The 15,943-nt window shown below is 46.2% G+C and carries 17 protein-coding genes; 6 read left to right on the top strand and 11 right to left on the bottom strand.

What is annotated here, in order from left to right:
- A partial coding sequence (locus WG622_RS12780; RefSeq protein WP_339403946.1) for a hypothetical protein occupies positions 1-197 on the top strand: 197 nt, incomplete at its 5' end.
- Between the two features lie 28 nt (positions 198-225).
- On the opposite strand, the gene WG622_RS12775 is transcribed toward WG622_RS12780, so the two are convergent.
- Positions 226-1,941 (bottom strand): RNase H family protein, encoded by a 1,716-nt coding sequence (locus WG622_RS12775; protein ID WP_339403945.1) that lies wholly within the window; start codon positions 1,939-1,941, stop codon positions 226-228.
- Between the two features lie 824 nt (positions 1,942-2,765).
- Positions 2,766-3,902 carry a hypothetical protein gene (locus WG622_RS12770; protein WP_339403944.1) on the bottom strand — a complete coding sequence of 379 codons (1,137 nt, stop codon included), beginning with the start codon at positions 3,900-3,902 and terminating at the stop codon, positions 2,766-2,768.
- Positions 3,903-4,763: 861 nt separating this feature from the next.
- Between WG622_RS12770 and WG622_RS12765 the strand changes: the two genes are divergently transcribed.
- Complete coding sequence (locus tag WG622_RS12765; protein WP_339403943.1) at positions 4,764-7,859, top strand: plasmid replication protein, CyRepA1 family; 3,096 nt, start codon at positions 4,764-4,766, stop codon at positions 7,857-7,859.
- Here WG622_RS12765 and WG622_RS19235 read toward each other — a convergent pair.
- The 3 genes from WG622_RS19235 to WG622_RS12755 all read right to left on the bottom strand — a co-directional run bounded on the left by WG622_RS19235 (position 7,826) and on the right by WG622_RS12755 (position 10,101).
- A complete protein-coding gene (locus tag WG622_RS19235; protein WP_369077071.1) occupies positions 7,826-8,455 on the bottom strand; it encodes an SH3 domain-containing protein in 630 nt (209 codons plus the stop codon). The genes WG622_RS12765 and WG622_RS19235 overlap by 34 nt on opposite strands.
- Positions 8,456-8,664: 209 nt before the next feature.
- On the bottom strand, positions 8,665-9,114 hold the full coding sequence (locus WG622_RS12760; RefSeq protein ID WP_339403942.1) for a rolling circle replication-associated protein: 450 nt from the start codon (positions 9,112-9,114) through the stop codon (positions 8,665-8,667).
- Positions 9,115-9,564: 450 nt separating this feature from the next.
- Positions 9,565-10,101: an SHOCT domain-containing protein gene (locus WG622_RS12755; protein ID WP_339403941.1), complete on the bottom strand. Its 537-nt coding sequence runs from the start codon at positions 10,099-10,101 to the stop codon at positions 9,565-9,567.
- A 163-nt stretch (positions 10,102-10,264) separates the two neighbouring features.
- Here WG622_RS12755 and WG622_RS12750 point away from each other — a divergent pair, with 163 nt between their 5' ends.
- The 4 genes from WG622_RS12750 (at position 10,265) to WG622_RS12735 (ending at position 12,763) form a co-directional block, all read left to right on the top strand.
- Positions 10,265-10,621, top strand: a complete 357-nt coding sequence (locus WG622_RS12750; protein ID WP_339403940.1) for a helix-turn-helix domain-containing protein — start codon at positions 10,265-10,267, stop codon at positions 10,619-10,621.
- A 624-nt stretch (positions 10,622-11,245) separates the two neighbouring features.
- Positions 11,246-12,073, top strand: coding sequence for an STING domain-containing protein (locus WG622_RS12745; protein ID WP_339403939.1), 828 nt, complete (start codon positions 11,246-11,248; stop codon positions 12,071-12,073).
- Positions 12,070-12,468 (top strand): hypothetical protein, encoded by a 399-nt coding sequence (locus tag WG622_RS12740; RefSeq protein ID WP_339403938.1) that lies wholly within the window; start codon positions 12,070-12,072, stop codon positions 12,466-12,468. Before WG622_RS12745 ends, WG622_RS12740 begins: the two co-directional genes overlap by 4 nt.
- Before the next feature lie 31 nt (positions 12,469-12,499).
- Positions 12,500-12,763, top strand: coding sequence for an Imm27 family immunity protein (locus WG622_RS12735; RefSeq protein ID WP_339403937.1), 264 nt, complete (start codon positions 12,500-12,502; stop codon positions 12,761-12,763).
- A gap of 36 nt (positions 12,764-12,799) precedes the next feature.
- Here the strand turns inward: WG622_RS12735 and WG622_RS12730 are convergent, their stop codons facing one another.
- The 6 genes from WG622_RS12730 to WG622_RS12705 form a co-directional block, all read right to left on the bottom strand.
- Positions 12,800-13,087, bottom strand: coding sequence for a hypothetical protein (locus WG622_RS12730; RefSeq protein WP_339403936.1), 288 nt, complete (start codon positions 13,085-13,087; stop codon positions 12,800-12,802).
- A gap of 48 nt (positions 13,088-13,135) precedes the next feature.
- Entirely contained in the window at positions 13,136-13,657 is a 522-nt protein-coding gene (locus tag WG622_RS12725) for a hypothetical protein (protein WP_339403935.1), read from the bottom strand.
- Positions 13,658-13,725: 68 nt separating this feature from the next.
- Entirely contained in the window at positions 13,726-14,058 is a 333-nt protein-coding gene (locus WG622_RS12720) for a hypothetical protein (RefSeq protein ID WP_339403934.1), read from the bottom strand.
- A gap of 503 nt (positions 14,059-14,561) precedes the next feature.
- Entirely contained in the window at positions 14,562-14,786 is a 225-nt protein-coding gene (locus tag WG622_RS12715) for a hypothetical protein (RefSeq protein ID WP_339403933.1), read from the bottom strand.
- An 11-nt stretch (positions 14,787-14,797) separates the two neighbouring features.
- Positions 14,798-15,094, bottom strand: coding sequence for a hypothetical protein (locus tag WG622_RS12710; protein WP_339403932.1), 297 nt, complete (start codon positions 15,092-15,094; stop codon positions 14,798-14,800).
- Positions 15,095-15,200: 106 nt separating this feature from the next.
- On the bottom strand, positions 15,201-15,758 hold the full coding sequence (locus WG622_RS12705) for a hypothetical protein (protein ID WP_339403931.1): 558 nt from the start codon (positions 15,756-15,758) through the stop codon (positions 15,201-15,203).
- Between the last annotated feature and the right edge of the window lie 185 nt (positions 15,759-15,943).

Raw genomic sequence — 15,943 nt, 5'->3', positions numbered from 1 at the left:
CCTCCGCAAACTGGCAAAGATCTTTCCCGCACCGCAGCAAACGCGCAAAGCCTGATAGAAAAGGCGCTCGCGCTATGTTCAGCACCGCGCTTTCTGCGTCAGCAACACGTTGTTTTTCCACAGAATCGGCGGAGAGCTGCCGTTCGCTGCGAGTGCAAATTCTTGACCGGAAAATTGAAAAGCGGACAACTCTGTGACCGTGAAAACCTGCTTCGCTACAGCTCATCACACTCTATTAATGGCTGCCGCAGCTTGTCCTGCCAGCTTGTCAGCTCGTTCATTATGTAGATCACCGGCGTGGCCTTTAAGCCAAACGACCTTGATACTTCTCGTCTCGGCCTCGTGATGTAGCTTTTTCCAGAGATCAATGTTTGTTTTCAAAGCCGTTTCTTTATTGAAGCCGTTCTCAACATACTTGCTGTCGGTGCGTATGATTGCAGAAGCACCCGACGGTAAGGAAAGAAGTGCCTCCAGAACCGCGCGAAGCTCCATCCTATTGTTGGTGGTAGATGCCTCGCCGCCAGATTGTTCATCTGCCGAGTCATGAACTACGTACGCCCAACCTCCCGGGCCTTGATCCTTACCGCGCTTCTTACCCGAAGTCAGCACAGAGCCATCAGTTGAAATTGTAACCGTGTTCTTGCTCGTCCGAAATTGCTTGTTTTTTGGCAGAACGATTGGTGCATCTTCAAAGAACTTTGGCTTGATATCGGCGAGCAAGCCTATTCCACCTGTGCGGCGCTTATCTTCAGCATTCATCGATTGAGCCTGCCGTGCGTACCACTTGCGAAAATTCTCAATCTTGACGTCAATTTTCTTGTCTAGATCTTTCATTGTGGTGCGTGAAGTAGAGTAGGCGAAAGCCTCGCCCCATCCACGCAGAACTTGGTCAATGAGTGTTTGGGTTTGTGCATAGCGCTGGCGAGCGGCGAAACTATCCTTCGCTCTACGCACTTCCTTGATCGCAGATCTGCCGTTTGAAAAATGCTCGTCTACGGACTTCAAAATGCTTTCCCGTGCTTTGGGTGAGGGTTGAAATAGACCCGGCTGGCAAGCGTACCCCAAGAACCAAAACCCACCTTGTCGAGCGTCACCATATTCGGTTTTATTTTTGTCTGCAGCCTGTTGAAAAGGATCGTGACAGTCCAAATTCAGATCCTTCAGAAAATTTTGGGCGGACACAAAAGCACGCCTACACTTTTGTTCAGATGTTGAAAGTAATAGAAAGTCGTCAATGAAACGGATGCAGATCACACCTCTATCATTGAACTTAATATCAAAATCGTAGAGCAGGATATTTCCAAACAGCGGAGACAACGGCGATCCTTGCGCCACACCTTCTTCGTTCGTTGGGAAGATAGATCGATCTTCGCCGAGCACGGCCTCGTTTGACAGCGTGGTCGTAGTCGCAGCTCTAAGTAATTGGTTGAAAGCATCATCGTCTACATCTTCTGCGATGCGTTGAAGGACAGATGAACGCGGTATATGATCAAAAAACCCTGATATGTCGGATCGAACGAACTGGGTTTGATCGGAGCGAAACGCTTCATCAATCATTTGGAGAGCATGCGGAACACTCCGGTTCGGAACGCCACCGACACTTGTCGGATGAGAGTTGACGGCCTTAACAAACTTCGACTTTTCTTGCAGGGTTTCAAGCAAAGCTCGCTCTACTATTCTGTTCTGGACTGACGCCATTACGATTCCGCGCTTGCCACCGCTGCTTTTTCTTACAGTCGCGCCATATTGGGGCTCAAACTCAAACTTACCTGTTCGCAGAGAGCGTTGAATCTTCTTAACGTTGCTGATTGCATCACGATCGAACTTCTCTATGCCTTTTCTGGTCTCGAAGGAAGTTGATCTCAGTCCATTAGACTTAATCTTTCTCCAGGCTGAAAAGAGTGTTTTTTGCTCTGTGGCCTTTGTAAAAAATTTCCCCATTTACGTGCTCTCTGGCAGGCGACATCGGAAAGCCTCGCCCTACCTCTAAACGCAACATTTGCTCACCAGGACCTTCACCGCCATTATCGTAAACGACGTCGTCGGCACCCTGTAGGCCGGTCCTCGGTTCATAACCAATCGCCAACCCGCCCTTCTCAATCTTCACGGCGCTCAGTGTGAGCCCGGAGACCAAGATCAGCGATATGAACGCGCCCCAACAAGCTGTCGAAGCGGCCTTGCGCCAGCCTGACATGCTGACATGTTTTTATTTGCGCCGATTTCCATCGCACAGACCTCCATAAGGTAGCTTACCTTTTTCGGGCCGATTGCAAGAGGAAATCTCGCGCCGCGTCCAGGCGAAGCCGTAAAGAAACTCTAATGACCACCCGAAGCTTCATCTCATCGGAGAAATGAAGGGCTATGGCCAACTCAGAGGCAAGGCTCACCATTTGCTCACCAGGACCTTCACCGCCATTATCGTAAACGACGTCGTCGGCACCCTGTAGGCCGGTCCTCGGTTCATAACCAATCGCCAACCCGCCCTTCTCAATCTTCACGGCGCTCAGTGTGAGCCCGCACGTCTTGTGAAAAAACAAAGCAGTAACAACATAGCTAATCGTATGGCCCACTACAAGAGGATGGGTGTGATCCGAGAATTATCTCTACATTTTGGAGTCGCAATGCATTTTATATCTGCGCGCGATGTTCGTATTGACTAAGGTTGTAGAGTGCTGCAGCGTTGACCCAAGACCGTTTCGGCACATCCGCATTGCAATGCCGCTGTTCTTGATGAACGGCAGGTTAGGGCCGCTATCCAAATAGCTTTATAGAGCCAACACCACGAGAAGCCAGCTCTTCAAGCTACCGAGTAAAACGACCAACTTGGCCCAATAAGGTGAAGCGAGTATGGCAGCAGGAATAGCGACCGCAGCAGCAGCACCTAGCGTCATTCCAAATGACTTGCAGAACGCATCAACGGTTGTGTTAATCTTGCCAGCCACCCACCCGACCGCGTCTTTCAGAAGCGATGCTTTCTTGGCCACAACTTCGGCGCTCGGATCATTCGAAACCAGCTCTGCCTCAATCGCATCAATGCTCGCGGCGGCTTCCTCAAGTTCGTCACCATGAAGCTCAAACTCTTCAGGTGGATGATTGTGGCCGATCCCACCATGTGAAGCAGGCTTTGGCAGCTCATCTTTCAGCGCTGAAATCTGCTCAAGGACTGTTACGCGGGCCGCTTTTTCCTCTGCACTGCCGATACCAGCAGATGGCTCAGAAGCGGCGATCTCGCTGAGTTTTTCGAATGAAACTTCTTCTTGCTGGTAGTCGTCCGCTACCGCGTCCTCATAAAAAGCCACACTAGCCTGGTGTCTTGGAGAGGGTGCCCAATCGAAAAGGCCATCACTTTGAATTTCCTCAACAGCTGCCATAAGGGCCTCTTCGGGAACGATGTCCTCAAAATTGCCGCGCAATTCTTCTTCGGCGTTATATGGTCCACCTTTAATATAGAGATAGCCACCTTCACGACCATTATAGGGTGTCTCATTGGCTGGGTCTTCGTACAAATAGTGAAACCAATCAACGAGGAGTTTGACCAATGACCCTCTTGTCAAAGCCGTTGCCCACTCAGGATTAGCTTTTAGCCTATTACGAAGACCAATCGGCTCTTCCTCATCAAAGTCCGGTTGGTGCTCTAAGCCATAATCGAAATCGGAAACTATGCGATGTACGCCAACATTTGTATCAGTGAAATTCTCTACTCCCAGAGGATATTCAGAAATAGACCAACGCAAATCACCTAGATCATCATGGTCCACAAAAGCTTCGTAGATTGTTTCCTGCCCCATCCCTCGCTCATCACCGCCTACAACTTCCCATTCCAATTCGTCATCAAATATTTCGAATATTTCTTTACTTACGGAATGTTCAATTTTGGCAGTACCGCGAGTATAAATGATCATTGCAAAATTTGCTCGTTTGTAATCTCAACTATCGCAAAACGTGTACTACGAAACTGTTCTGTATTGCTACCCGACTCTTCTAAGCTTGGCCCTATCCTTAGTCCGCTTCGTTCGCACATTGTGAGTTCCACCAACCCCAGATCTCGCGCTCGCAGCGAATGGCAGCAATAACGGGCCGCACTGCGGCATCGCAATCACTTGCTTTAAGTCGGCTTTGGGCCGGTTGCACCCTTCACAACTTTCTAACACTGATGCCGCTTCCAATACTTGTCCCATCTTAAAGCCCAGCCATCTTCAACCATTTTGCAGTTAAGGTCGCCGATGGTTGGAGATGAGCACCAACCGGCAGTCCTTTTTCCGCCAGCTGATCCATCGGAAACGCAAGTCAGAGTTGGTCCATCAACTAAGATGTGGCCATGCCTGCCCGTGCCCGTTCGCTTACCAAGGAGCCTAACCAACTCATCTCTCGCTCGCTGACCACCGGCTCTTGGGCATGGGTGGCCGGTTTTGCATGTCTCGTCAATTTCTCTTGCGGCAATGCCCGCTAGGCGTACTCTAGGCCCTTCTGCACACCAGATCGGACCGTCTCCGTCCCAAACATGTGTGGGCGTACAGGCAAAAGTTTTCCCTTTCGGGACAATCTCAACCGCCTGTGCGCCTGATCCCGCTGCAGCAATGGATAAGCTTAGTAGAACAAATCTAGTTGCTTTCATCATTTCAAGTTGGACTTTCTAGTATCACTCATGTGGCTTGTGAGTTGCTTCGTCGTTTTGACTATCTCACATGGCTACACAATCTTCAGTTGATCCGTTTGGGTCAATCAATCAATCTCAAGACAAATGCGGCACATTGAAGTTTTAAATGAACAACAAAATTAGGTTTTCCGTAAACACTCGGCTTTTCGACAAAGAACCTCCACATCCAATCAGTAATTATGCAGAAGGGTTTGAACCCGTTTCGGCTCCACTCAGCAAGCTTGCCCAATATATCAAGAGAGGGTTCGCATTTAGCTATCAGTTTCATGGCAACTATCGAAGAAGCGAGTATTTCCAGGCTTCGGATATTTTGGTTGCTGAATTCAATGGAGGTTTATTCTACGAGGAGAGCCTTAGAATTCCATTTGTCGAAGACTATGCATCGCTCATCTACACGACGCCGAGTCATACCGTTGATCATCATCGCTTTCGGCTCATATTTGTACTTGAAAGCACAATACTTGATGCAAATGAAATTCGATACGCCACAAGAAGCCTTGTTTCTAGGTTGGGCTCTGAACCTAAGCAGGACCATCCCGCAGCGCTGTTTTTAGGGTCAAGCGAGAGCTTTCCTAAGCAACTTGGAGGTGTGATCCCCAGCGACTTGCTAGACGAAATGATTGAAGATGGAAAACGAGAGGTCATGTCGTCCTCGTTTAAGGGCAACATGCCCACTGCCAACCGCTCCAAACTCACTTTGGAACCTACTTTCCAAGTCAAGTTGGCTAATGGGCAGAAGGTTAGCTTGCGAGAAATTGAAGAATCTACTCCAGCCTTCTGCCCTTTGCATCATGATGAAGAACCAAAGGCCTTTGTTTCAAATGGCCGTCGTGGGCGTTTCGTTCACTGTCGCCAATGCCAGAAAACATGGTGGGTTAAGTCAAACCTCCTCTCCAGGGGTCCATTTTATGATTTTGATGACATGGTGCTAGCGTTAAAAAACCGAACTGTTCTCAAAGACGCCGAAATGCGAACCCCTTTAGAACTCGCTATGAACGAAAGGGATATCGACACTAGAAACATCATCCTTGCAGATGAGCGCTACCTTGATCCAAAGCGGTTAAACACGTGGGACATGCGTACAGGTGTCACGTTTGTTAAGAGCCCAAAAGGGACTGGAAAAACGACCTTTTTGGCTGGGATCGTCAAGCAAGCAACTCAGAGGTTCAGTTCTCTCGAAGAACTGGAAATGGAAGATGACATCGACTCACCTTCCAGCTGGTACACCGATGAGCGGGTTTTGCTTATCGGACACAGACAGGCATTAATTGGAGAGCTTTGCCAAAGGCTTGGTTTGAACAGTTATCTAGACGATAGCGGTGATCTGTCCCAAGGGGAAATCAGACAAAGGCAGATGCGCTATGGTGTCTGCCTAGATAGCCTTGGGAAAGTTGCAGGAGAAAAGTATGACATCTTAGTCATCGACGAAGTCGAGCAAGTTTTGGCACATTTTTTAGCAGACACTCTGGGAGAAAAACGGCGTAAGATATTTGAGTTATTCTGTGACATTGTCCGAAAAGCCCGGCAAGTTGTTCTACTTGATGCAGATCTAGATTGGCCAACCTTCAAGACCCTAAATCTAATTCGCTCGCAGCGAAATTTAACCTACGAACAAACTCCTAAACTGAAGCCACCAACGCCGATCCGAGTGTACATCAATAATTGGAAGTCCAGGGATCGGGAAGTAACCGTCTATGACGGTCATGACCATCTTGTTGAGGAGTTTAGGCGCTCAATTTTGAATGGCGAACGCATCTTCGTCACGTCTAACTCGAAAGCAAAAATTGATGCTTTCAAACAGATTATTTCTAAGCTCGCCAAAAAAGCTGAACTTGAAATTCCTACGTTTACGATAACTTCCGACAACTCAAAAAGCGAAGAAGCACAAACATTTATCAAGAATGTCAAATCAGAGATCTTGAAGTACCAGATTGTAATGTCTTCGCCTTCTTTAGGGACCGGGATTGACATCACGTTTGAGGGCGACGAGGCAAAGATTGATAGAGTTTTTGGGTTCTTTGAAGCTCGGGTGACATCTCACTTTGAAGTCGATCAGCAACTATCCAGAGTTCGAAACCCGAAACGTGTCGATGTTTGGCTCAGCCCACAGCGATTCAATTTCGAAACGGAATTTAAAGTGGCAGTGGATGACGTTCTACGATCTGATCTCATCGCCGATGTTCAATTCGGATTTGGGCATAGGGATCAAACTGATATTGCTTTGGAAGATCCGTTTTTGGCCATGGCTAGTTTGATTGTTTCAAAAGATCGAGCTTCAAAGAACAAGCTCAAACAGAACTTTATCGAGTTCAAACGTGTCCAAGGTTGGAAGGTAAAACTTGTTGGTACGGATAAAGCAGCTTCAATTCTTGGGAAGGCTGCACTTGATGAAGCCAAGGACAAGAGTTTCGAAATCGCCGCTGAGCATCTATTGAATGCAGTTACTCTAGATGAGCACTCGTTCCTCGAGATCAAACACAAGCTGAACTATGATCATGAAATCGTTTCCCAGGCGGATCGATATCGCTACGATAGAACGAGGATTGAATTGTTTTATAGGCAGGTGATCTCAAGAGACCTCATTGGCTACGACGACAGAAGCAAACAAAGAGAAAAGATCATTCTGTTTGAACGACTGCGGCTACTTTGTAGCGATCCAATAATTCTCAAAGAGGTAATGACGGAAGAAGAGAACACGAAGCTCCAGCGTGCTCGGATCGAAATCTTGAAAGACAGGAGTACAGCCGCAGCCCTATTGATCGACTTGTTGAAAACGACGCCCATCTTTAAGAACTTAGATTTTGTAGTTGACGCTGAATTTAGCTCAGATGATCTTGAGCCATTCATTGCTGCTTCACTGACATTGAGACGGTTTGTGGAAGGTCAGCTGGGTATTGGCACACGGAAAGATCTCGTCAAAAACCCAGTTCAGCATCTCAATGCTCTGTTGAAAAAAATTGGGCTTGAAGTGTTGGAAGAACGAAAAGTGCGATCCGGCAAGTCGTTTAAGCGATATTACAAACTTGACGGCCTCGGTCTGTCAGGAATGCGAGAAGTTGCAAAAGCTCGTGCTGCGATAACAGGCTGGGATTTTGTTAGCGACGCTTATCGCTCTGAAAGGGCACCAAGAGATGGCGATGACCGTTGGATTAGATATCCATTTGGTTCTCAATTTGACGCACCTCTTACTCGAGCAAAGTAGGTTTGTACTCGGGCATTACTGATATCACTTTCGTAGCAAAGTGGTGAGTATCCGCCTGGCTTTGACCATGCACTCCTGCCGCCGCATCTTCGACCGGCTCTGTCTCGGTTGTAAGGACAAGGACATGAGCCTGGGTACTGAGCAATACTCCTCCTAATGATCTCTTTCTTTGCTAAGGAAATTTCCCGACTGGTCGGTGCTGCAACCGTTCGTTTTGGTTGGGGGTTTGATCTAACACTAGGTGCAATTGGTCGCTGAGAGCTAACATAGTTTGAGGATATCCAAGCAAAGCTTGATCCAAAGTTTATCTTTGTCCAGTTTCCAGATTGATCAATCTTTTGGACAACATCACCTTTATATTTCTTTCCTAAAATACTGGATCCAACGCTAGGGCCTGAGCGAACATTCACCGCATTTCCCGTGACAAATAATGAGATCGACGTGGTTCTTTCGACGGTGTTGCTCAAGCGAGTTGACTTCGTTGCAGTTAATGTTGGTGTTTTCGGTTCGGAGGTGATGATACTTGATGGGTTGTCGTCGTCACCAAATATGAATCCTAGAAGTACAACTGCTCCAACAATCCAGTACCAACGCATTTGAAACCCATGTCTTCAACCTAATACCGTTATAGTTGATTAATTTTGATTTAGGGTCAAACTTGAAGGTGTAGGTTCTAGGTTATCATTGATTGTCTGGAGTACCCAGATAGGTCCTGGATCTGAGTACAATCAGGATTAAAGACCTTTACACAAAGTCTTCTTCCTATCTCCAGCGAGCTACAGGATTAACGAGGAGTCTTAACTCGTCACGCTAAATTCGTGTTGCCTATGTCCCAATGATCCGATCCGGATTGCTTGGTAATGTAGTTTATCCATCCCTCTGCGTTATACACTTCTTGGATGTCATTCACTTTATAGCCCCATCTGGTTTTGTACCAGCAATCCAAGACAGCTTTCTCTAGTTCGGCAATACTGGGGAATGGGTTTTTCATACTAAGGTGATAGTGCAATCGTCCCGAATAGGATGTCTCAAGAACCGGAATTACTTCTATGCGCTTGTTGAACCGTACCGATGCGTTTCCAAACGCTTTCTTATTTAGTCGACTGAGAAAATGTCTCAGGTTAATTTGAGCTTCGTTTTCGTCTAACTTACCGGATGTGTCTTGTTGCTTAAGAGTAAGCGTCACAGCAGCATCATGAGCCTTGGAGTGGTTTGCTAAGTACTTTCTCAAACTAGGTTTTGGTTGGTTAGACAAGGTTCAGTTCCTATGCAGAAATTGTTGAATGCATAGGTATTTATATGTCCCAGTTGAGCGCTTGGTGCTGCCAGAGAATTTAGTTCAATCTAGCATCGCTTAGACATTAAACTCCTTGTTGATATCTGACTGAACACTCTCTTTGTGTCGGTCATAGTGCTGCTTGATGGCATGCCATCCCATGTAACTTCCTTTATGATATGAGACTAGCGACCGGTTGAATGCTGATAGGTCATTTTGGTGTGAGTGAAAATGCATCCAGAAAAGCACCAGCCCCATCGGTTCTGCATTCTTGGCAGTACATTTTGAACACTTTGAATAGGACACAGGTGCGAGACCACTTGCTGTGATCTCACAAGGGTTTGCTATCTCGCAAACATCGCATTGCTTCGCTTCAGGTCTCATTGAATTTCTTGAAATCTAGTTTCGAGACCAAGTTCATGGTGTCCGCTAAATCAGACTAGTCTTTTTTGCTTCAAACTCTTCGTCAGAAATCACGCCTTCGTCGAGCAGTTTCTTCCAACGAATGAGTTCCTCTGAGTTGGAAGATTGGTTGGAAGCTTGAGATGCACCATAGGTCGCTTCCTTAAGTCCAGAAGCAACTGCGATATCGTCAGGGATTGTCACGTTGATTGTTCCTGTCACCAGAAACAGTGCGATGAACCAAGTCAGGCCAAGCGAAAAAAATGAGCCAAACATCAACAAAATGATCCACCAGAATGCAGGATGGCGGATCTTGGTCTTCTTGTAGCGATTGTTGGTTTCTTTAAGTTCTTTGATCTCTGGAATGTAGTGACTCAAGTCATGGGCAATTCCAACTGGGGCGAAAAAGAAAGCCAGGAGCAACAACCCCGACAATCCTGCCAACCAACTAAGCTCGGGATCGACTACTGATCCATAATAAACCCCCCAGCCGCAAAGTGCTGAAAACATGAGGAGAAGAAGTGCCGATGTGATGAAGCTATGTCGCTGAATTTGAATGGTCATAGGAAACCTCAGGTAGGGTCGTAGTCAAACTGGATGAAAGGGCCTTTCCTGTTCCATCCATTAGGATGAGAAAACGCCCTCAAGTAATAATATTATACCAATTTTCACAAAAAGTAATATGTTGGGACATTTTTTATGAGTGAAATTAGTACGAACAGAAGGAATGAAACCACGTCAACTTGCTGAACAACTTGCCAAAGCCTTTCCAAGCCGACTGAAAGCGTTGAGAAAGGCTAAGCACTTGACCCAGGAACAATTGGCCGAAAAAGCCGAATGTTCGACTGTCGCACTCAGTAAATTTGAGTCCGGCGTTAATTTACCATCTTTCGAAATTCTCGTCTCACTGTCTGCTGGGCTAGACGTGAATGTAGGAGAATTGCTCGGTGTTGAGGACCCAATTTCAGAGCAAAGCTCAACATGGGTCTCTTCAAAAGCAAAACTAGACGAGGCTATGAAAGACTTGTCCTCTGATTGGCTCGACGCATTGACCGAAATCGCCAAGCAGGCCAACAAAAGCTAATCTCAATTGAATCCCATCGAACTTTTTTCAAAACCGAAAATGTCTACCTGCAGCGATCCAAAAATAATGTGGCAGCATACGTAGTAAAATAAACTTCTAATACAAAAGGGACGGGGTGCCACAGTGCTCGGCATATGATGGTATCTCAATATTTCCACAGCCAATCTGAGCTCGCTGCACGAGTGATAGGCACTTCTCTAGAGTCGTTGAACTGGCTGCTAGTGCTCTGTAGCATCATCTCGGGCACTTCTTCCCATGAAGTTGCCAATGAAAGTCGGTAGTCTCCGTCCTCTGTGGGGCTACCGGCTTTCAAGCCATCGTTCAGCTGTTTTGAAGCAATGTTGAAACTCGTGAATTCAAGAGATAGCTTTTTTGTGGGTCTTATGTTCACGAAACATGGCCTGTGAGGGTTGTGGTTTCTTTCCAGATAATCCGCTGCGACCCTCACTCCGACTTTTTACAGTGTTTAGAATTGATCTTACTTCGTGCATCTTCCGGGTCGTGTAGACGTCTCAATGGTCGCTTTAGACCAAAAGAAGATTTAAGTGATGACACAGTCCAAAGTCGTTGGTTAACTCTGACTAGTTTATCAAATTAAATTGCAAATTTGGGACGGAATAGATCGTGTTTTCTTGGTTGCGTAGTAGAAATGTCTTTTGGTGGGTCATTATAGCATTTTGCTTTACCTGCATTTGTTTTGTTGTGATTTCAGCTGTTCTCACGAACGCACAAAGTGTTCAATTTGAATGGCTTTTGAAGCTACGATCACAACTCGAAACCTTAGGGTGGATGCCGGTTTTTCAAACCGTTGGCGAGTTGATGCAAGATGATGCGCTTTACGCTATTTCTGTTGGCGTGCTGTTTTCTTTACTTTCCACTGGCTTGATTTTCGTCTTCAAGATTTCGAGTATTCGGAAAGTCGCAATTCAAGCAATCGCTTACGGATACTTCGAGAACTTTTTGATACGGCTGGTTAAGCACTGCACCGCTAACTATCCTCACTATCGGATTGTTTTAGTGAGACCTACCTTTCAGCTTGTTGAGTACCCAGATGTCTACATGGAAGACATAAAAGCAAGACTAAGGGCGTTGGGTTTTGAGACCGTCAAAGAGATGACAGACGAAAACTTTGTGAGAAACGCATTGTTTGTTCAACGGAAAGACAATCCCCCAATCCCGCTTTTTATTGATATTCCGACGACCCTCAAAACCCTTCGTAAAATACTGGAACTAGAAGCGGATATGCCTGCAGGCAAGATCGTTGAACACCGGTGGTGGCGGACTCGTTTCGCGCAGTTATGTCGCGAGTTTGAAAAGTCTATTGGTCAAGTTTTGCCCACAAATTCGTGGGGTAATATCGTTTTCATAGACAGTCAGAATACGGCTAAGTTTGAAGCCCAGCTTTTGGCTGAGATAGAAAAGCTCGAGAGCTTATTGAGAGACCGCAGTTGAAAGAAGAAGCTATGAGCCAAAATTGCAAACTTCGTAGTGATGAATTCTCTTGGCAAGGAATTTGCAGCGAAGAACCTCGTTTCTTCATTCGGCGACTTAAGTCAATCGAAGAGCAAGTATTTACAGATTTGCTGTACGGTGATCTTTCACAAGATGCTTTCGCAGAGTTGCTGACGGAGTTCTTGATGCAGACACCACTGTTGAAACCAGGCACACTAGTTTTGAAAGCCATTGCCAGCAACGACGATGGCAAAACTAAGATTGTCCAGACATTCGATAAAGTAGTGGAGGCTTTTGAGATCGCCCTTGCTAGCTTTAACTTCTCCATTCAAAATTCTCATTTAAACCCAGATAGATCATATTTTGATGCCATTTTATTGATCCAAAAAGACTGAATTAAAGAACACGAGATTGAAGGAAGTTTGGTTGACCACCTCGAATGTTAGAGAGGACAGTATTGTGAAATTAATTGGCTCTTGGAGAACTGTGGACGGCTCAATACAGCGAGATGAAACCGAAGAGCAAATCGAGGAGATGCTAAGTGATTGCCTTGAAACAGAAAGTTATGAGGATGATGGCTGGGCAATAATACTTAGAAACGGCAAGGATGGCTCCAAGTGGCGATTGACCTATGTTGACACGTCGACCCACGGAGGGGGTCCACGGATACTCGAAAAAATGGACGATTAATTGGTCTTGATTGTCATAAGGTTGTCTAACCACTCCTTAGCTGGACTCTTCCTCGTATTCATCGGGCGCAACGACAGCCCGCCCGATCTCGGCGGCGATACCGAAACCAATCGAAATCCCAAGCCATCTAAATCCCTCGTCGATCATTTCTCCAGTGTCAGAAGCCCCGAAGTACCGGTGAGCGTAAGCAACGGTGTCTTCAACGAAGAAAGCACCAAAAAAACCAAAGCCCAAAGGGATCAACGCCATAATCAGAAGAAACCAAGCAGCAGCCTTTCCCAGCCTTATAAAAAACACATCAATCTCCTTTGTTGGACATTTCATTCGAAAGGCTGGCACTGGTGAACGTAATTAGCGCCAGCAACTTGCGAGTTAAACATAATAAACTACTTCAGAAAGCTCGGTGAACTCAAACCAGTTTGGAAATGTGCTCTCTAGAACGGTTCGAGCGCGTTGATTGACTATCCGATATCCTGTGTTCTTGGGCACAAAACAGTCCACAGAAACTTGCTTCTCTTCAATGAAAATACCCTTTTTCTTTGCAAAGCCCGATACGGAGGTTCCATCAACATAAGAGGTTGAACCCTCGTAGTCGGGTTCGACTTCGCTCAAAGAAAACAAGCAAGCTAAATAGGGCACATTCTGGACAAAAATGGCTTGCAGTTTTATCCCTGTCAAACGCTCGAGCGCATTCCTTGTGTCGTCATCATCAGAAACTGCAAAACCACCTGGAGGGATTTCTACGACTCTTCCTAGCTTTTTTGCCCCACCGCTCCGTGTGAACGCCGTACCAATTTTAACAACCACTTGATTTGCGTCATCGAAATGCGCCTGTTCCGAGTCCACTATCATCAGCTGTTTTTTGCTCTGATTTAAGGATGCTTTGAAAAGCAAAGTGCACCCAACCTTTCTGTATTCTTCGCAGAAGACCGATGTAGGCTCTTCAGCTCCTTAGTTGGACTCTAATCTATATGTAAGACGCCAATTGGCGGGCAACCTTCACACGGGTTTTCCAGAATTTCCAATGACAAAGCTTCACCGTAGTAAGCATACGCCTCGCCTTCTTTTGTAAGCACGACACTGAAACCTTTTTCCCAATACGGCCAACGTCGTGGAGGCGTGCCAATATCGGTGACCTTACCCTCTTTTAGCAGCATAATCAGTTGCGCCTCGTTAATCTCAGGGAGTGCAACAGGCGTACACGCGGAAAATACGACTAAACCGAAGGCAGGAATGGAATTTACTAATCGAAAAGCCACTAATTTTCCATCTTTAATGGACTCTATTCGATCCATGTCCTTACATGATCGCACTGAGTGCACGCGTGTAGAAGCTCCTCCGGATACCCCACCAAAATAGGATCAACATGAAAAAAGCTCCCCTGGACGGTTTCAATATGAAGCAACCCATCGTGACCAACTCCTAAAGTCTTCACCTCGCCGGAATTTAAAAGTGGCATTACTTCTTCAGCATCAATGTTTGGCTTAACCGACACGCTACACGCCGTGCATAAGTATAACGAAAACAAAGCAAGTACTTTAAATTTCAAAGATCTCTCCTTACTTGGACTCGTTTTTCTTGCACTTGAGTTTACCCCAAAGCCACTGGACTAACTCGATCAGTGCAGCGCCGGGGATGACATAAAATGCGAACGCTTCGATATAAAACTCCCAACGCGCCCAACTTTCCTCGCTGTGAAAATATGGGTGCTTATATAGATACCAACCGCCGTATACGATGGCCGTAAGCGCAATATACATTCGAATTCTATCTCGCTTACTTGCCACGTCGCCTCTCCTTAGTTGGACTCGTTTTTCTTTCTCTTGAGCTTACCCCAAAGCCACTGGATCAGCTCCATTAGAGCTAAGATAGGGAGAATTACGAAAACCCCTATTTCGAGAAAGCCACCCCAGCGGCCCCAAGCCTCCTCGCTATAAAAAGGATACTTGGCTAAATACCAACAAAGATAAGCGAGAAGAATTATAACGACATTTTGGCGAATTTTCTCGCGCTTCCAGGCCAAATTGTTGCTCCTTAGATGGACAGTTTTTCTGTCAAAAAAGCTAGTTCCAATTCTGGAACCAGCTCAGCTGCCGTGAAGTTGTCAGGGTCATCGCCACAATCCGACCATGTCAGATGAACAACCCATCCCAAATTGTTATTTTTGATTACCAAAACGTCGTCGGATGCAGTATCTCTTGCATATATTTGGACCTCGGACCCTTTGCGAAAGAGGCTGTGTTCAGCACCTAACTCTTTGCGAAGTTGCGAAAGCAAGCCTGCTTGATGTTCACGGGGAACAATCTCCCATGATGACCAATTAGAAATCAACAAGTTGCTCCTTTGATGGACTTGCCTGTTGTACACACCGCACCCAATAAACGGATGCAACAATTGATGTTCGTTCTTTGAGTATCACTCAAAGTTTATTGCAGACCTAGTGATCGGGTATTAGGTGTTTTCTAATTGCTAGGTCAAATTCTTCAACTAGCCAATCGGTCACCGACGTGTAACTTGCTAAATCTGTTTTGCAGTCTTCAATGCTGCAAACGTGAGTCGTTCCCTGTTCGTCCATGTAGTGAACAACTTCTTGCGTGGAGAGGACACTTTCGTGATTGTTAACTCCACCACCAATAATTAAAGCAGATTGATCTAGGGAAATGGGCCGTTCGTAAACGTTGGGAACATTGATATCCAAAGGAGTACTTACGAAGTCTGCGCCACCCTTTTCGTCCAAAACACCGTAAGTGACAAACTTGTTGCTTGCTACCCTAGCGCCGTTTGTCAACTTTAACAGCTCCAACACAATCTCGCCCGGCACTGGGGTTGCAAACTCAACAAGCTCGCCAAAGTACTTTGAGTTCATTGGAGCGTTTACAGAAACCCACCTTCGCTTTAATCCCAAACGCTCTTGTAATACTGCGGATACCCCACCGCTTGCCTGCAAGAAATCGGGAAGTTTCCGCAACTCCAGAAGTTCAATAATTTCAGACATTACACACATTTTCGGCACACAGAGTCTTCAAGATATCTTTACTTTGCTGCAATTGAGAGGATGTAAATTCAAACTCGCTGCCGAAACCAATACGGCTACCTGACCGGCTTTGCTCCTTAGTTGGACGAGTCCGAAGACTTCCCTGAGAATTTTCGTCGCCAAAGATAGCGCTTTATCTCGTAGAA

The sequence above is a fragment of the Cognatishimia coralii genome, assembly GCF_037478305.1.
Classification (GTDB): Bacteria; Pseudomonadota; Alphaproteobacteria; order Rhodobacterales; family Rhodobacteraceae; genus Cognatishimia; species Cognatishimia coralii.
This window is presented reverse-complemented; position numbering and strand designations above follow the sequence as displayed.